Raw genomic sequence first — 17571 nt, forward strand, 5'->3', positions numbered from 1 at the left:
CTCATTCATTGACTAATCTATTCTAACTGACAGCCTTCCGAATTTTCTATCAGGTTTTGTTTGCTGACTTAACAATATGAATTTTAGCTATCACAATTGACAGTTTATAAGAGTTCCACATATCAATTGCTACAAGTTTTATATATCAAGCAAGATTTGAAAGAAATCGAACAATTTCATCTTGCAGCATTGTTGATTTTTCCGGATAAAATCTTTAGTTAAGTAAGAAAAGGATTACTAGTGCTTTGCTAGGGCAAGCAGATTATTTGGAAAACAACCCACAATTGCTTATGCAGTATAAAGTAGCTTCTCCTATTTTTATATTATTTTTTTATAAAGGACTGTACTACTTGATAACCAACTGCATATCCTGCAAATGGGATAAACCAACAGGCTGGTACCCTTGTTCTTTGGCGGATGGTGTCACCAAACATATAACTGCTTACCCCGGCAAAGCCCTTAACATGTAACGCATCTTTTATTACTTCAATTGAGTATTCTAAATCTTCTTTATCAAAAGATGTAACCCAAGGTTCTAAAAGGTTTTCTCCATAAAGTTTCTTTGAAAATGATTCTGCTAATCCCTCTATAACTATAAGTAATCACCAACAGTGACATTCCCATGATCCCAGTTAAAATATGAAAAACGAATATTATGATGAAATTCATGTGCAATTACAGCAGGTAGTTTTGGAACATTATAGGAATTTGGGTAAATAGAAACTTGAATAAACCCTGGAATTCATCCAAAGCCACAATAACCTTTTTTGTAATTCGAGCTTTTTCGGGTCTGCTATATATAAACCGAATTTCATTTCATTGGCATTGATGTTCATATTGTTGGCATGGAGAAATTCAACACAGTGATACAAAGTATCATGTGCTGTTTGAAGGGCTTGAATTTCTTTTAAATTTTCCAAGGCAGCTCTTCCAATTTCAGTTTTCGATACATCGAGATATCCAAGCATGTTAGTAGCCATGATTACATCGTATCCATTAGGTTTATTGGCCTTCAAAGGAACATTAATCGTATTCCACATTTTTTCAAAAGGTTTCATCATTGAAAACCGAAAGTAGTTTTCTCTTTCTTCTTCCTCTAAAGAAAACAACTTATCATATTGTTCGATTGTATTTTCGATGACTATTTTCATTGCTTCCACCTTGCTATTTTTGATTATTTAAAAGCTCCTGCTTGCACCAGCTTCTTTTACCTTCATTGTCACTTATTACATCTCTGCGTTAGCAACTATAAGGTGTTACGCAACGTAAAGGAAAAGATGTTATTTTCTGGGAGCTTTTTTAAAGATGAAGGTTGCCATATTTTTATTTTGAAAAGTGGCATTTTTTGAGGGGTTTACGTGAAATGAGCAGTGTAAAACAGTGGACAGTTTACAGGAATTCCATGCAATTTTCTGCTTATGACATGCTGATCCATCTCTAATTTTTATGGGAATTTGCACGATAATCCGAACACCATAAATTTTTTCTTAAAAAAACGCTCAGCTCTTCCGACAGGCTAAGCGTTTTTTTCTGCACTAATCTATTATACTTTCTGACGGTTAAAGACGTTTCTCAGCATACCGAATAAAAGGTACGCTTGATAGCAATAAAGCCGTGATAAACAAGATGACTCCCGCCCAATGGAAATGAATCCAAAAATAGCCCCCAAATGTACCAACTAAGCTTGATCCCAAATAATAGAATAAAAGATATAAAGAAGATGCTTGAGCTTTATTCTTATCCGCCCGTTCTCCAATCCAAGCGCTGGCAATGGAATGACAGCCGAAAAAACCATATGTAAATAGTGAAATGCCGATAATTTTCACCAATACTGGCGGAAAAAGAGTCAATATGGCTCCGGAAATAGTCAAAGCGACGGCAAAAATTAGCGTGGCTGAATGGCCGTGTTCATCAGCTTTTTTGCCTAAAAATACAGAGCTGAAGCTTCCGAAAATGTAGACGATGAAAAGGAAGCCAAGCAATGATTGGCTGAATGAATAAGGAGGCTCGCTCAGTAAATAGCCAATATAATTGTATAATGTCACAAAGCTTCCCATAAATAAAAAGCCCAAAAAAATGAGAGATAAAAGCGGCTTATTTTTTAAGTGTACAGTATATGCTTTTATAACAGCTTCTATATTAAACGGCTTTTTTTCGCTATTCTTTGGTGTCGGTAGAATAAAAGCAAAGACGATGCTTAAAATAAGAGCTAGCGCTCCGATGGAAAATAAAGCGGTCCTCCATGAAAAAAAATCTGTCAACAAGCCAGTGATTATTCGGCCGGCCATTCCGCCGATGCTTGTTCCGCTTATATACAATCCCATCACTTTGCCAATTGCAGTTGGATGAAACTCTTCTGCTACATACGCCATAGCGAGAGAGGGGATGCCTGCTGAAGAAATTCCAAGCAGTGTTCGGAATACAACAAGCAAAGGAAAATTTGGGCTCATAGCAATAAACATAGAGAGCATGGAAGTAAGCAGCATCGAGATGATCATGATTTTCTTTTTTCCAAGAACATCTGACAAACTAGCTGCTACCAGCATCATAAAAGCAAGTGTTCCGGTTGAAGCCGATACGGTTAAACTGGCTGATGCGGCAGAGATATGAAATTCTTTTGAGAAAACAGGCAGTAAAGGCTGTGTTGTATACAAAATGGAAAAGGTGACAAACCCGCCGAAAAAAAGAGCTATGCTGGCCTTTACATATTCTGGACTGTTCACTTTTATGTATACCAATTGGACTCGCCTCTTTCCATCATTTCCAAATATACTATACATCTAATAAGCTAAACTGTCTAATGCAACGAATGTAGTAGAGGCGAATGACAATGAACGATAATCTGTACGAAATCACTTTTAAGGGCCGACTAGTCGAAAAAAACACAAAAATTCAATCATAAACAAAAATTTAAATCTAGCAACATTCCTCTTTCAAAACTTGCAAATGTCAAAGCCTACATTCCCTTGGCAACCGAGTGATTTGCCGTATTTGCTGCTGAAGGAATTTGAGCACCGATTCCCTTATGTGTTCACACAACCAAGGGAAAACAATTTATGCGATTGTTCCAATTGGTCGTTGGCAAAAATATAGAAAGTACAAACAAACAACTTCAAACATAAAAAGTTAGCAGGCGGACAATGTTCCGTGACAGTGGCAGCAGCGGTTTGAATTCTTGTGGAGGAATCTGCTGAAAAGTTGTATGGACGATGTGTGAAAATGTGGTAAAATATAAAAAAGCGTTTTCAAAATCAAAAAATATTAATGTAAAATCAAAAGAATTTCAAAAATAATTGACAAGATTATGTTTTTTCAAAATTGATCTGGAGGGGATTTAGAAATTGAAGAAAACTCGTTGGGGAATAATAAGCACAGCACAAATCGCTAAAAAGCAGTTGATTCCTGCGATTCAAAGATCTAAAAATGCTGTTGTGGCGGCGATAGCAAGCCGATCCGATAAAGTGATCGGGGTGGCTGATGAATTAAATATTCCGAAAGCCTATAAAAGTTATGAAGACTTGCTAAAGGATCCAGATATCGATGTTGTATACATACCGCTGCCTAACCATTTGCACAAAGAATGGATTGTGAAGGCAGCTGAAGCAGGAAAACATGTATTATGTGAAAAGCCGGCAACGCTGACAGCTGAGGAAGCGAAAGAAGCGGCAGCCGTTTGTGAAAAAAACAATGTGAAGTTTATGGAAGCGTTTATGTACCAATTTCACCCACAGCATCAAAGAGTTCGAGACATCATCGCATCAGGTGAAATTGGCGATGTGAAATTAATGAGAGCCAACTTTTCGTTTTATTTGGATCCTGCCTCGCAAAATATTCGTTTAAATTCTGATATGGGCGGCGGCAGTATTTATGATATTGGCTGCTATTGTATTCATTCGATTCGAAATATTATTCAAGCCGAACCGGCTGAAGTGAGAGTAGATGCTGAAATAGATCCTGTACATCGCGTTGATACGACGGCTGTCGGATATATGGAGCTTGACAATGGAGTCAAAGCCGTTTTTGACTGCAGTTTTAACGCGAGTTTTTCAAATGTTTATGAAGTGGTCGGAACGAAAGGTTCTATTCGCGTTCCAAGAGCCTATCGACCTGACCGCCAAGGAGGAGAAGGCTTAATCATTGTTGAAAAAGAAAATGAGCAGAGAATCGAAAGCATTGTAGCGGATCAATACGCTCTTCAAGTTGAGCATTTTTCAGATGCGGTGCTGCATGGAAAAAATCCTTCCTACACAAGCGAAAATATGATCCAAAATATGACTGTAATTGAAGCTTGCTATGAATCGATCAAACAGGGAAAAAAGATTTCGCTCAAATAAAATGACAAAACGGCGGGGCATGTGTTCTCGCCGTTATTTTTTATCATTTTGACCAATAGAAAGCGTACTGGACAGAAGTGAATTCACCTCCCCTTATCGTCGGGCTGTACCCAACGCATGATGGCGGACTCTTACTATGAAAAAAAACGAAAATCTGCTTTAGCAATCGAATTTTTGTATTGACAAATCCTAATAAATCGTAAATTCTCTTAATTAAGGACTTCTTTCATAAATAATATCGAGTGCATTTTGCAATATATAGGTATAATAGCATCAAACTAAAGGCAGGGGGTACGCGTGAAAATCGCAAAAGTGATTAATAATAACGTGATCAGCGTTATACAAGATGATCAAGAGCTGGTCATCATGGGACGAGGGATTGCCTTTAAGAAAAGACCTGGCGATGAGGTTGATGAAGACAGAATTGAAAAGATTTTTAAATTGGAAAATCAGGATATGGCCAGTAAATTCAAATCGCTATTGTACGAGGTTCCGATGGAATATGTAAAAGTAACGGAGGAAATGATACAATACGCGAAAAATAAACTTGGCAAAAAACTGAATGATATTATTTATATATCGCTGACAGACCATATTAATTTCGCCATAGAACGGCAAAAACAAGGGATAAAGATTGTGAATCCATTACTTTGGGAAATCAAGCGGATATATAAAGATGAATTTCAAATCGCTTTGGAAGCACTGAAAATGATTAAAGACAAATTGGCGATTGAACTGCCTGAAGATGAAGCCGGTTTCATTGCGATGCATTTCGTCAATGCTGAGCTGAATGAAGAAATGACGGATGTCGCCAATATGACAAAGATTATTCAAGATATACTGAATATTGTAAAATACCATTTTAAAATTGAGCTTGATGAAGATTCATTAAATTATTTCCGTTTCCTTACCCACTTGAAATTTTTCGCGCAACGGCTCATAAACAACATGCTGCTGAAGAGCGACGATGATGAATTGTATGAAATCGTAAAAAATAAGCATCCGGAAGCTTATGCCTGCACGAAAAAAATAAAAGATTATATTCAAAAGGTGCATGGCCATGAAATAACTTCGGAAGAAAAACTATATTTGACAATTCATATTGATCGAGTCGTGAATCGTAATTAAACAAAATCTCAGCTTCTCGTAAAAATTTTTAAATGAACTGTTGACAGGAAATGAAAGCGTATGCTAATTTGTAAATAACAACCGAATAGAAACCATTTCATTTAGGATTGTTACTGGTCATGCAGGCAAAACCTAAATTGTTTCGTCATTTTTATGGCGGGCAATTTAGGTTTTTTTATTTTCTTGATCGTATAAGCGCTTTGCGACAGGATAAAGTTGGAAATTGTTTTAATAATAACGAGAGGGTGAATGAACAATGGGCCATTTCGAAGCGAAATTCCCGGAAAACTTTCTCTGGGGCGGCGCAACTGCTGCCAACCAATTAGAAGGTGCTTTTGATGCAGATGGAAAAGGTCTTTCTACTGCCGATATGGTGGCTTATGTACCAAAAGAAAAACGTGGTAAAAACGGACATTCATTAGATGTGACAAGTGCAGAAATCGAGGAAATCTTAAGCGGAGCAGCATCAGATAAAATTTTCCCGAAACGTTTCGGAATCGATTTTTATCATCGCTATAAGGAAGACATCGCCTTATTTGCTGAAATGGGCTTTAAAGTGTTCCGTTTATCCATTTCTTGGCCGCGTATCTTCCCGAATGGGGATGAGACCGAACCAAATGAAGCAGGATTAGCCTTTTATGACAAAGTGTTTGACGAACTGGCGAAATATAATATTGAGCCGCTTGTTACACTTTCCCACTACGAAATGCCGCTCGGGCTTGTGCAAAAGTACGGTGGCTGGACGAATCGCAAGGTGATAGATTTCTTTGTTCACTACGCTGAAACCGTATTTAAACGGTATAAAAACAAGGTGAAATATTGGCTGACATTTAATGAAATCAATATGATTACATTCAGTCCGTACACCGGCGGCGGAATTTTAACCGATCGGGTTGAAAATGTAAAACAAGCTGCCTTCCAAGGGGTACACCACCAATTTGTAGCAAGTGCACTAGCTGTTAAAGCATGCCACGAAATCATTCCGGATGCAAAAATCGGCTGTATGCTGGCTAGATTGGAAGTATATCCGGAAACATGCAACCCGGACGATGTACTTAAAGCATTAAAAGAAGATCAGCTGAACTTATTTTTCACAGATGTTCAAGTTCGCGGCGCATACCCAAGTTATATGAAACGCTATTTTGCAGAAAATAATATTCACATTGAAAAACTTCCAGGCGATGATGCCATTTTAAAACAATATACAGTGGATTTCCTTTCGTTCAGCTACTATATGACACTTGTAGCCAGCACGAAGGATGATGCTGAAGAAGTTTCAGGCAATTTAATCGGCGGTGTGAAAAACCCTTATCTTGAATCATCTGATTGGGGTTGGCAAATTGATCCGGTCGGCTTGCGGATTACGTTAAATAAATTGTATGACCGCTATCAAGTTCCTTTATTTATAGTGGAAAACGGATTAGGGGCCTACGACAAGGTTGAGGAAGACGGCAGCATCCATGACGATTACCGAATCGACTATTTGCGCAAACATATTGAGCAAATGAAAGAAGCGATTGGCGACGGTGTTGAATTAATGGGGTATACAACTTGGGGGCCTATTGACTTAGTAAGCGCATCTACCTCAGAAATGAGCAAACGGTATGGTTTTATTTATGTCGATCAAGATGACTTCGGCAACGGAACATTGAAACGCCTCCGGAAGGACAGCTTCTATTGGTATAAAAAAGTAATCGAAACGAATGGAGAAGAATTGTAAAAACGATTGCGATGTCGAAATCACTCTGTTTAAAAATGAAATGGGAGGTAGTAAGCATGAAACACGAGCGGCGCAAGCCTTTTCCAAACGATTTTTTTTGGGGAGGTTCCACATCAGCCTATCAAGTGGAAGGCGCATGGAATGAAGACGGAAAGGGACCTTCCGTTATCGATATGGCCAAATACCCCGAAGGCACAACTGATTTTAAAGTAGCCAGCGATCATTACCACCGTTACAAAGAAGATATTGCTCTGTTTGCTGAAATGGGCTTTAAAGCATATCGTTTTTCCATTGCCTGGACACGCATTTATCCTAATGGCGACGGAGAGGTAAATCGAAAAGGGATAGAGTTCTACGATCAACTTATCAATGAAATCAGAAAGCATGGAATTGAACCGATTGTGACGATTTATCATTTTGATTTGCCTTATGCATTACAGGAAAAAGGCGGCTGGTCCAATCGTGCAACGATTGATGCATATGAAAATTATTGCAAAACATTATTCGAGCATTTTGGCGATCGGGTAAAATATTGGCTGACGATTAATGAACAAAATATGATGATCCTTCATGGCGAAGCGATCGGGACCGTTGATCCGAACTTAAAAAATCCAAAAAAAGAATTGTATCAACAAAATCATCATATGTTTGTCGCTCAGGCGAAGGCAATGGCGTTATGCCATCAAATGCTGCCTGATGCAAAAATCGGACCGGCGCCGAATATTGTGACGATTTATCCGGCAAGCTCAAAACCTGAAGATGTTTTAGCTGCCAATAATTACGCAGCCATCCGCAATTGGCTGTATTTGGATATGGCTGTATATGGGCGCTATAACAATATTGCCTGGGCTTACTTGGAGGAAAAGGGCTATACTCCAACAATTCTTGAAGGCGATATGGAAATTTTACAAAATGCCAAGCCGGATTTTATTGCTTTTAACTATTATACTTCGCAAACAGTAGCAGCAAGCGAAGGAAATGAAGAAGATGTGAACCAAACAGGCGATCAGCATATTACGGTTGGGGAACCGGGAGTTTATAAAGGAGCCTCCAATCCGCATTTAAAGAAAAATGAATTTGGCTGGGAAATTGATCCAGTCGGGTTTCGGACAACATTAAGAGAAATATATGACCGCTATCATTTGCCATTGATTGTCACTGAAAATGGATTAGGCGCCATCGATCAATTGGAAGAAGGCGATGTTATAAACGACACATACCGAATTGAATTTTTAAGAAACCATATCGAACAAATGCAATTAGCGATTAGTGACGGTGTTGAAGTGTTCGGTTTTTGTCCTTGGTCAGCTATTGATCTCGTCAGCACGCATCAAGGTATAAGCAAACGCTACGGTTTTATTTACGTTAACCGTGATGAATTTGATTTAAAAGATTTGCGCCGAATTCGAAAACAAAGCTTTTATTGGTATAAACAAGTCATCTCATCGAATGGAGCCAATTTAGATTAGAAAGAGTAAATTCGACAATTGCATAATTTTTTCGGGAAGCTGTCAAAAATCAGGAAGGAATGTTACCATCCGGGCATAACCTGAACTGATTTGAACAACACAGTGCGTTTATTCGTGCGCGTTCAAATTGGTTCAGGTTTTTTATATATCAAATATATTTTTGGGAGGGTCAATCATGAAATATGAGCAATTGGCTAAAGACATTATCGAAAATGTCGGCGGTAAAGAAAACGTTATAAGTGTTGTTCACTGTATTACAAGATTGCGCTTTCAATTAAAGGACGAAGGGAAAGCGAACACAGAAGTGTTAAAAAACATGGACGGAGTCGTCACCGTTATGAAAAGCGGCGGACAATATCAAGTTGTCATCGGCAATCATGTGCCTGATGTATATAAGGCGGTCGTTGCTATTGGCGGGTTTGAAGCTGCAAAGCCTGTCGATACGGAAGCGGGGAAAAAGGATAAAAATTTATTCAACCGCTTTATTGACATTATTTCGGGAATTTTTGCACCAACTCTCGGCGTTCTAGCTGCAACAGGAATGATTAAAGGTTTTGCCGCCCTTTTCGCATCACTAGGCTGGATAACAGATAAATCAGGAACTTATCAAATTTTATATGCAATTGGCGATTCGTTATTTTACTTCTTCCCGATCTTTCTTGGTTATACGGCCAGCAAAAAATTCGGCGGCAACACATTCATCGGTATGGCGATCGGGGCGTCATTGGTTTATCCGGCACTATCTAATCTTACTAGCGGAAAAGCGCTTTACACTTTGTTTTCAGGCACGATGTTTGAGTCGCCTATTTATATTACATTTCTTGGCATTCCGGTCATTTTAATGACGTATTCATCTTCCGTTATTCCGATTATTTTGGCTGCTTATTTTAGTGCAAAGGTGGAAAATTGGTTTAAGAAAGTTATTCCTGATGTCGTGAAAACATTTTTAGTTCCTTTTTTTACACTGATTATCATAGTTCCTTTAACATTTTTATTGATTGGACCAATTGCAACTTGGGCAGGAAAGCTTCTAGGTCAACTAACAGTTGCCATCAATGATTTATCGCCAATTATCGCAGGGCTGCTTCTTGGCGGGTTCTGGCAAGTATTTGTTATTTTCGGTCTTCATTGGGGGCTTGTATCGATTGCCATCAACAATATGAGCACAATGGGAGCGGATCCTATTTTAGCGATGGCATTTGCTCCTTCTTTTGCACAAATAGGTGCTGTACTTGCCGTAATGGTGAAAACGAAACAGCAAAAATTGAAAACGCTTAGTGTTCCTGCATTTATTTCCGGAGTTTTCGGGGTTACAGAACCGGCGATTTATGGTGTTACGCTTCCGCTCAAAAAACCGTTTATTATCAGCTGTATTGCTGCGGCAATTGGCGGAGGACTCATAGGAGTATTTGATTCAAAAATGTATATGCTGGGAGGTCTCGGAATTTTTGGTATTCCATCCTTTATCAGTCCGACTGAAGGCATTACGTTTGGTTTATGGGGCACTTTAATTGCCATTACCGTTGCCTTTATCCTTGGTTTTATCCTCACTTTCCTTTTTGGATTCAGTCAAAAATCGGCAGCAGAAGCAGATCGGCAATCCCAACAAGCAACAGCTGAGGCTGACGCGGAAGAAGAATTATTAGGTAAAAAAGAAATTATTTTCAGCCCGTTTAACGGCGAAGTAAAGCCGTTATCAGACATCAAGGATGCAGCATTTTCATCCGGGGCCCTCGGCGCGGGCGTAGCCATTGAGCCTTCGGAAGGAAAATTAGTAGCGCCTGTATCCGGCACAGTAACGACTCTTTTTCCTACGAAACATGCAATTGGCATAACATCTGATCAAGGTGCGGAAATTTTGATTCATATTGGCATGAATACCGTTCAATTGGAAGGGAAATTTTTCACTGCTCATACAACTCAAGGCGCCCGTGTAGAGAAAGGACAGCTGCTCATTGAATTTGACATAAATGGAATTCAGTCGGCGGGCTTTGATTTGGCGACACCGGTTGTTATAACCAACACTAGTCACTACAAAGAAATAAATGAAACGAAAGAAAAACAAATCAAAATTGGCGAACCTTTATTGACGCTTATAAATGACTCGGAATGATTTTCACAAGAAAAAAGCATCTGCTGATTAAGGGCAGATGCTTTTTTTAAGAAGATTTTGAACGTTTTGCAGCTTTTCATGCTGTTTTTTTGAAAAAATACAATTCTTTTATGTAATAATAGTTTCCGTAATATGCGAATATTTCGAGAAATTATGTTAGAAAATATTACATATTTATTGCAGATATAGTCATATAAACTATAATTCTTAATAAATAAAAAATCCCCCTAAAGAGTTTGTAGTGATCTCTCATTCTCTGTCAACCGGAAAAAGAAGGTGAAAAGCTGACATTTGCCAGCGTATCTTGGAATGATGAAAAGTGAATATCGTTCCCCGAAATAAGTGGGAAATCAAAGCTGTCTAGGGTTCCGTTGCTGGCAGGCTGTATCACCGCCGGTAAGTCTGGTCCGAGAGAGAGCGTATAGAAGCTGCGTTTGATTGCAACTTCTATATACACGGAAGGATAAAAGCCTGGGAGATCTATTCTCTCTGGCTTTTATTTTTTTAAAGCTGAAAATTTAAAAATCTGGGGAGGGGGATATAACAGAATTTCTTTAAGCACTATTTTGAAATACCTAAATTCAAAAAGAGATGAAAAATATAAAGCCGAGGTGAAAGACATGAAGAAAAAGAAGCTTCCACTACTTGTTCTTTCTATCATTTTTTGCTTGTTGTTGTCTGCTTGCGGAAGTAAATCTGCAAATGAAACTTCTGGCGGCAATAAAAGCAAGAAAGAACCGATTAAGATTGGTTTCAGCGCCTTGCCGAGCTGGTATTTATGGCATCTCGTAGAAAAAAAGGGTTTTTTCGAAAAACATGGAGTGGATGTCGAATTGGTTTGGTTTCCAGTATATGCTGATTCCCTTTCTGCATTAAATACGGGAGAAATTGATGGAAACAGCCAAGCTTTGCTTGATTCGATCTCCCCTTTAGAAAAAGGAATTGATTTAAAAGCGGTATTTATTACAGACAATTCACTTGGCGGCGATGGGCTTGTTGCTTCAAATGATATTCGCTCGGTTAAAGACTTAAAAGGGAAGAAAGTTGGTACGGAAATAGGTACGATTGAACACTTTTTTCTGCTCACGGCATTGCATGAAGCGGGATTAAAGGAGTCCGATGTGAAATTTACAAACTTATCTGTTCAAGATGCGGGAAATTCATTTATAGCTGGAAAATTGGATGCAGCCGGTTTGTGGGAGCCTTTTTTAAGCATGGCAGTGAATAAGGGAAAAGGACATAAGTTGGTGACATCCGCTGATTTTCCGGGCTTGATTTCCGACTTATTCGTTGTAAGGGGAGATGTTGCGAAAGAGAGGAAAGAGGACGTGCAAAAAATCGTAGCAGCATGGTTTGATGCGGTTGACTATCTTTCGCAAAATTACGATCAATCGATTCAACTAATAGCGGACGAGGCGGGAATTTCAAAAGAAGAGCTGGATGTAGGAATGAAAGGATTCAAGCTGTTTTCTCCTGAAGAAAGCTTGAACGCTTTTAAAGAGGGAGATAACTATCAATCTTTTTATTACACAGCTGAAAAAAATGCTGAATTTTTAAAAGAGTTAGGGTTTATTAAAGACATTCCTGATTTTAGCAGCTTCGTTGACACCTCATTTATAAAAGCGGAAATTGAACGGGCAAAGTAAGGAGGATTAATGGATGGAGCTTCAAAAAGGAAAAAGGCATCAATGGACATTATTCAAAATACGCGAGGATATTCCGAAAAAATGGTATTTTACTGGGGTATCAGCTGCTTTTATCTTGTTATTGCTCATTTGGATTTTGCTGAGCAATTTAAAACTTGTGGATGAAGTATTTCTTCCGACTCCCGCAGCTGTTGTGGGCTCTTTCTTTGCTGCCCTTTCAAGTCCGGAGTATTGGGGAGAAATCGGGATTAGCGTCTACAGAGTTTTTATGGGGTTTTTACTGGCATGTCTGTTAGGGATTCCGCTCGGAATATTGGCTGGCACTTTTAAGCTTGCAGAATCGGTTATTTTGCCCGTCTCTGAGTTTATCAGGTATATGCCGGCAGCCGCTTTTATTCCACTTATTATGGTTTGGGCAGGAATTGGGGAAACAGCAAAAATTTTAGTGATTTTTATCGGAAGCTTTTTTCAGCTCGTTTTAATGGTGGCAGATGACACAAACCGGATTCATAAAGACCTACTTTATGCCTCCTATACTCTTGGAGCAAACCGCTGGCAAGTCATCTCAAAGGTTATCATCCCTGCAATGCTTCCGAAATTAATGACAACTATGCGGCTGATTATGGGATGGGCTTGGACGTATTTAGTTGTAGCAGAGCTGGTGGCGGCAAACAACGGTCTTGGATATTCGATTATGAAAGCGCAGCGTTTCATGGATACCGAGTCCATCTTTGTCGGAATCATTGTTATCGGGCTGTTGGGACTTATTATTGACAGATGCTTTGCCTACATTAATAAAAAATTATTTCCATGGGCGGAAGGAGGAAATTAAATGTTGAATGCTATCAAAGCTGAAAAAAATCTTCGCCAAGAGAAGATTGAAATAAACATTCAAAATTTGTCGAAAGTGTATAAAACGAATAATGGCTCCTTTCAAGCGCTGGAGAATGTTTCTTTGTACGTAAAAAATGAAGAATTTGTTTCCATTCTTGGACCGTCGGGATGCGGTAAGTCGACCATTTTGAGAATTTTGGCAGGTTTAGAGGAGCCGACATCAGGCAGTGTGCAAGTATCCGGTGAAGAAGTGAAAGGACCAAGTGCGAAACGAGGTATGGTCTTTCAGTCTTATACGTTGTTTCCTTGGTTGACAGTAAGAGAAAACATAGAGTTTGGCCTCAAGCTAAAAGGAATGAAACAAAAAGAGCGTAAAGAAATTTCCGATCGATATTTAGAGCTGGTAGGACTGGAAAGATTTGCGGATTCCTACGGCAAAGAATTGTCCGGCGGCATGAAACAACGTGTGGCTATTGCAAGATCGTTGGCCAATAATCCGGAAGTGTTATTAATGGATGAACCTTTTGGAGCGCTTGATGCACAAACAAAGCAATCCATGCAGCAATTATTGTTGGATATTTGGAAGAAGGAAAAAACAACCATTGTGTTTATAACGCACGACATCGATGAAGCCTTATTCTTATCCCAGCGAATATATGTCATGGAAGCAAGACCGGGGAGAATTCTCGAAGAGATTGATGCGGATTTGCAATTATTTCAAGATGGGGAGCTTGCGGATGTAGAGAAATTTATGAATGTAAAAAAACATATCATTTCTTTATTAAAGCATTAGTAAAAAACTTACAGAAGGATCGGAAGGGCTGTTGATGATGAAGATACGAAACAAACTGCTCCTTAGCTTTGGAACCGTTTTGCTAATTGTCCTGCTCGCCTTTCTTATTGTTTACTCTACTTTGCAGGACGTTTCCAAATCCTATTTTAATTTAGCAAATACCGATATGAAAAAATTGCAGCTTGCCCACCAGATTCAATTTGAAGACCTTGCGTTAACAGATGCGGTCAGAGGGGTGATTATCGAACCGGATAATACGGCCGAAAGGGAAAAGTACAATCAGTTTGCAAAGCAAATTGATCAACATATTAAAGAAGTGACTCCGATGCTGGATGATTCCAGGACGAAAAAAATTTTCCACGATCTAAATATAAATAATCAAAAATTAGTTGAATTAGAAACGCAGATGATGGAATTGGCCGGGGAAGACCGCCAAAAAACGCTTGCTATTTTTCATGGTGAATATGCGGATATTCGCGCTATTTTTAGTTCCAAACTGGAAGAATTCAAACAAATTGAGACAGAACGGATAACCAAGAAAATTGCGGAAGATGAAAAATTAATAAGAAAAAAAATCATGGCGGGTGCAGCGGTATTTATCACAGCACTGTTTGCAGGAATTTTAATTGCAATATTTATTTCTAAAAGAACCACCCGGCCATTGTGGAAAATTGCAAATAAATTAGAGGAATTGGCGCGAAATAAAGGAGATTTAACAGCTAGAATCCATATCACGAATAAAGATGAAATTGGAAAGCTGGCGGCGGCATTTAATAGAATGCTGGAGAACCTGCAAAAAATGATGCTAAAAATAAAGGAAACGACAGATGAAGTTTCCGCTTCAGCACTCGAGCTTTCTGAAGGTACTAAAAACTTTGCGGAAAGTACAGAACAGATCACGATGGCAGTTCAAGACATTGCTTCCGGAGCCGGTGATCAAGGGGACATGGCGGATGAAAGCTCACATGCGGTGAATAATATTGCCAATGAAGTTCAAAAAATTGCATCGTCATCTTCTTTCGCAGCAGAATCGGCCTTGACCACATCGAAAATCGCAGAAGAAGGAAACAAATCAATTGTCAAAGCAGTCAAGCAGATGGAATTTTTACAAAAATCCGTTGATGAAGCGTTTATTAAGATTGAGGAACTTGGCAAGCTTACCGACGAGATAAAAAAAATATCAGATGTCATGGCAAATATAGCGGAGCAGACGAATTTATTGGCTCTAAATGCTGCAATTGAGGCGGCGCGTGCAGGGGAACAAGGCAAGGGTTTTGCTGTTGTAGCAACGGAAGTTCGAAACTTGGCGGAAGAGTCAAAACAATCTGCGATTCAAATAAATGAAATGATACAGCATGTCCTCTCCATTGCTGCTGCTGCCGTGGAGAATATCGATAAAGGAAGAAGCGATCTAAAAGAGGGTAAAAGGGTTGTTGATGATGCTGGGCGTGCTTTCCATAAAATTTTAACATCAGTTGAGAAAGTAACATGTCAAATACAAGAGGTTTCCTCATCTGTCCAGCAAATGTCAACAGGAGCTGATCAAGTTGCTGTTTCTATCGGACAATTGGCTGACATCGCCAAAAAGTCATCAGCTCATTCACAAAATGTGGCAGCCTCAACGGAAGAACAACTGGCTGCAATTGAAGAATTTACAGCAACGGCAGAAAATCTCTCAAATGTAGCAAAAAAACTGAGAAACATGATCGGGGAATTTAATGTTTAACATTGTTTTTATCTATTTCCAGCATTCATTGTAAGTTTCATGTTATATTATCTAACAAAATCATTGAACAATGCTGCACTCCTTTCTATATTAATCTTAAATAAAAATTTCATAAAGGTTCCTGATCGATAGGAACAAAAAAGCTGTCTAGGGTTCCGCTGCTGCTTAAGTTTGCAGCAGGTCTGGTCCGAGAGAGAGCGTATAGAAAGCATCAAAAGATGTCTTTCTATAAACACGGAAGGATAAAAGCCTGGGAGATTTCCCTAGGCTTTTATTTTTTTACAACGATCATTAAGAAAAGTCTCAAGGGAGGTATTTTGGATGACTAAAATTTTCAGCAAAACGATCGTACCTGGAGGAAAATGGTCAGGAAAAATTGGAAAAGGAAAGCTTATTCGTTTTACAGCCTTGGAGGCTGGAGCCAATCTTTCACTTATGATGTATCATGCACATGATCTTTCAGAGCGTTATAACATGCCAGATACATTAAAAGCCCAGCACACATTTCACTTGACAAAGGGAAACGTATTGATGAGCGATAACGGCCGAGTATTGGCCAGCATCACTAGCGACAGCCTTGGCTGGCACGACACTGTTTCAGGCTATACCACAAGGGAAGGAACAGATGAGAAATATGGAAAAACAAGCTATCAAGAATTAAGAAATGACTGGCTCAGAAGCGGAGAAGAGAACTTTGCCATGGAACTTGTAAGAAACGGGCTCAGCCTGCGCGACATGGCTCCTGTCGTCAATCTGTTTTCAAAAGTGAAAACCGACGACAAAGGCAACCTTACCTATTGTTTGGATCATTGCAAAAAAAATGACACAGTAACATTAAGAACAGAAATGGATATTTTGCTGATTGTTTCTAATACACCAAATCCGCTTGATCCAAGAACCAACTATCCGTCCGTTCCGGTGGCAATGGAAATGCTTCCGGCAGAGCCTGTCGATTTGAACGATTATTGTGTAAATTATCGTCCTGAAAACCGCCGGGCATTTGAAAATACTTGGGAATATTATGCGCTTTTATAGCATTGGGCAGGAAATTGTTTGAGTACCCAGGCTGATGCCTTTAAAGATCAATATTATAGAAAATACCGATTTAAAAATACGATATGAGGAGGAAAGGAACATGGAAAATATTAAAAAAGTAGAAAGTCCTCGAAAAGAAGAAAATGCAATCTATAACAAAATCATCCCTGCCGGGGAAGGCTGGATGCATGAACTAAATCCAGGGCAAGTTCTAAGAATTGTCGACTTGGAAGGAAACCAAGCAGTAGATACATTGTTTTACGATGCAGATAATCCGGAGGATCATTACAGTGTAACAGCCACCATTACAGGACAGAAAAATATTTACTTAACAACAGGTTCGGTGCTTCGTTCTGAATCAGGAAATGAATTGCTGAAGATTGTAGCGGATACATGCGGGCGCCACGATACATTAGGCGGTGCTTGCTCAGCACAAAGCAATACCGTCCGATATGCACATGATAAATTGCATATGCACAATTGCCGCGACACGTTTATGCTGCAGTTGTCGAAATATGGGGAGCGTTTTACAAAAAGGGATCTGGCTCCAAATATTAACTTCTTCATGAATGTTCCGGTTACAGAAGATGGTCATTTAGAATTTGCTGATGGAATCTCTTATGCCGGAAGTTATGTGGAATTATTATCCCTTCGGCGGACATTGGTGCTGATCAGCAACTGCCCGCAATTAAACAATCCTTGCAATGCTTACAATCCAACAAAAATACAAGTGCTGATTTGGGATAAATAAACAGAATCAACTAGGATACGGA

15 protein-coding genes and 2 riboswitches are annotated in these 17571 nt (G+C 39.1%); of the genes, 11 read left to right on the top strand and 4 right to left on the bottom strand.

Annotated elements, in window-relative coordinates; translation table 11 throughout:
- Positions 1-323: 323 nt before the first annotated feature.
- From NST97_RS16180 to NST97_RS16195, 4 genes are all read right to left on the bottom strand, one after another.
- Entirely contained in the window at positions 324-596 is a 273-nt protein-coding gene (locus NST97_RS16180) for a DUF2268 domain-containing putative Zn-dependent protease (protein ID WP_341343569.1), read from the bottom strand.
- Positions 593-742 (bottom strand): DUF2268 domain-containing putative Zn-dependent protease, encoded by a 150-nt coding sequence (locus NST97_RS16185; protein ID WP_341343570.1) that lies wholly within the window; start codon positions 740-742, stop codon positions 593-595. The genes NST97_RS16180 and NST97_RS16185 overlap by 4 nt, the downstream gene beginning before the upstream one ends.
- The gene (locus NST97_RS16190) at positions 699-1151 is read right to left on the bottom strand and encodes a hypothetical protein (protein WP_341343469.1); all 453 of its coding nucleotides are present in this window, start codon (positions 1149-1151) and stop codon (positions 699-701) included. The genes NST97_RS16185 and NST97_RS16190 overlap by 44 nt, the downstream gene beginning before the upstream one ends.
- A 408-nt stretch (positions 1152-1559) precedes the next feature.
- Positions 1560-2738, bottom strand: a complete 1179-nt coding sequence (locus NST97_RS16195) for an MFS transporter (RefSeq protein WP_341343470.1) — start codon at positions 2736-2738, stop codon at positions 1560-1562.
- A 603-nt stretch (positions 2739-3341) separates the two neighbouring features.
- On the opposite strand from NST97_RS16195, the gene NST97_RS16200 reads away from it, so the two are divergent.
- The 11 genes from NST97_RS16200 (at position 3342) to NST97_RS16250 (ending at position 17549) form a co-directional block, all read left to right on the top strand.
- Positions 3342-4334, top strand: a complete 993-nt coding sequence (locus NST97_RS16200; RefSeq protein WP_339229668.1) for a Gfo/Idh/MocA family protein — start codon at positions 3342-3344, stop codon at positions 4332-4334.
- A gap of 297 nt (positions 4335-4631) precedes the next feature.
- Positions 4632-5462 (top strand): BglG family transcription antiterminator LicT, encoded by an 831-nt coding sequence (licT, locus tag NST97_RS16205; RefSeq protein ID WP_063389270.1) that lies wholly within the window; start codon positions 4632-4634, stop codon positions 5460-5462.
- Positions 5463-5718: 256 nt separating this feature from the next.
- The gene (locus tag NST97_RS16210) at positions 5719-7182 is read left to right on the top strand and encodes a glycoside hydrolase family 1 protein (protein WP_063389269.1); all 1464 of its coding nucleotides are present in this window, start codon (positions 5719-5721) and stop codon (positions 7180-7182) included.
- A gap of 56 nt (positions 7183-7238) precedes the next feature.
- Positions 7239-8651 (top strand): glycoside hydrolase family 1 protein, encoded by a 1413-nt coding sequence (locus NST97_RS16215; protein WP_144598069.1) that lies wholly within the window; start codon positions 7239-7241, stop codon positions 8649-8651.
- Positions 8652-8826: 175 nt separating this feature from the next.
- The gene (locus NST97_RS16220; RefSeq protein WP_130156690.1) at positions 8827-10764 is read left to right on the top strand and encodes a beta-glucoside-specific PTS transporter subunit IIABC; all 1938 of its coding nucleotides are present in this window, start codon (positions 8827-8829) and stop codon (positions 10762-10764) included.
- A 349-nt stretch (positions 10765-11113) separates the two neighbouring features.
- A riboswitch (guanidine-I (ykkC/yxkD leader) is annotated at positions 11114-11244 on the top strand.
- Between the two features lie 140 nt (positions 11245-11384).
- Complete coding sequence (locus NST97_RS16225) at positions 11385-12410, top strand: ABC transporter substrate-binding protein (protein WP_341343471.1); 1026 nt, start codon at positions 11385-11387, stop codon at positions 12408-12410.
- Between the two features lie 13 nt (positions 12411-12423).
- Positions 12424-13242, top strand: a complete 819-nt coding sequence (locus NST97_RS16230) for an ABC transporter permease (RefSeq protein ID WP_063389266.1) — start codon at positions 12424-12426, stop codon at positions 13240-13242.
- Positions 13243-14037, top strand: a complete 795-nt coding sequence (locus NST97_RS16235; RefSeq protein ID WP_341343472.1) for an ABC transporter ATP-binding protein — start codon at positions 13243-13245, stop codon at positions 14035-14037.
- 34 nt (positions 14038-14071) lie between these two features.
- A complete protein-coding gene (locus NST97_RS16240) occupies positions 14072-15763 on the top strand; it encodes a methyl-accepting chemotaxis protein (protein WP_066246816.1) in 1692 nt (563 codons plus the stop codon).
- A gap of 136 nt (positions 15764-15899) precedes the next feature.
- Positions 15900-16022, top strand: a riboswitch (guanidine-I (ykkC/yxkD leader).
- A gap of 62 nt (positions 16023-16084) precedes the next feature.
- Positions 16085-16798, top strand: coding sequence for an urea amidolyase associated protein UAAP1 (locus NST97_RS16245; protein WP_063389264.1), 714 nt, complete (start codon positions 16085-16087; stop codon positions 16796-16798).
- A gap of 100 nt (positions 16799-16898) precedes the next feature.
- Positions 16899-17549, top strand: coding sequence for an urea amidolyase associated protein UAAP2 (locus tag NST97_RS16250; protein ID WP_066246812.1), 651 nt, complete (start codon positions 16899-16901; stop codon positions 17547-17549).
- The last annotated feature ends 22 nt before the right edge of the window (positions 17550-17571 follow it).

It is taken from the genome of Aeribacillus sp. FSL K6-1305 (assembly GCF_038050115.1).
GTDB classification, from domain to species: domain Bacteria; phylum Bacillota; class Bacilli; order Bacillales; family Aeribacillaceae; genus Aeribacillus; species Aeribacillus composti.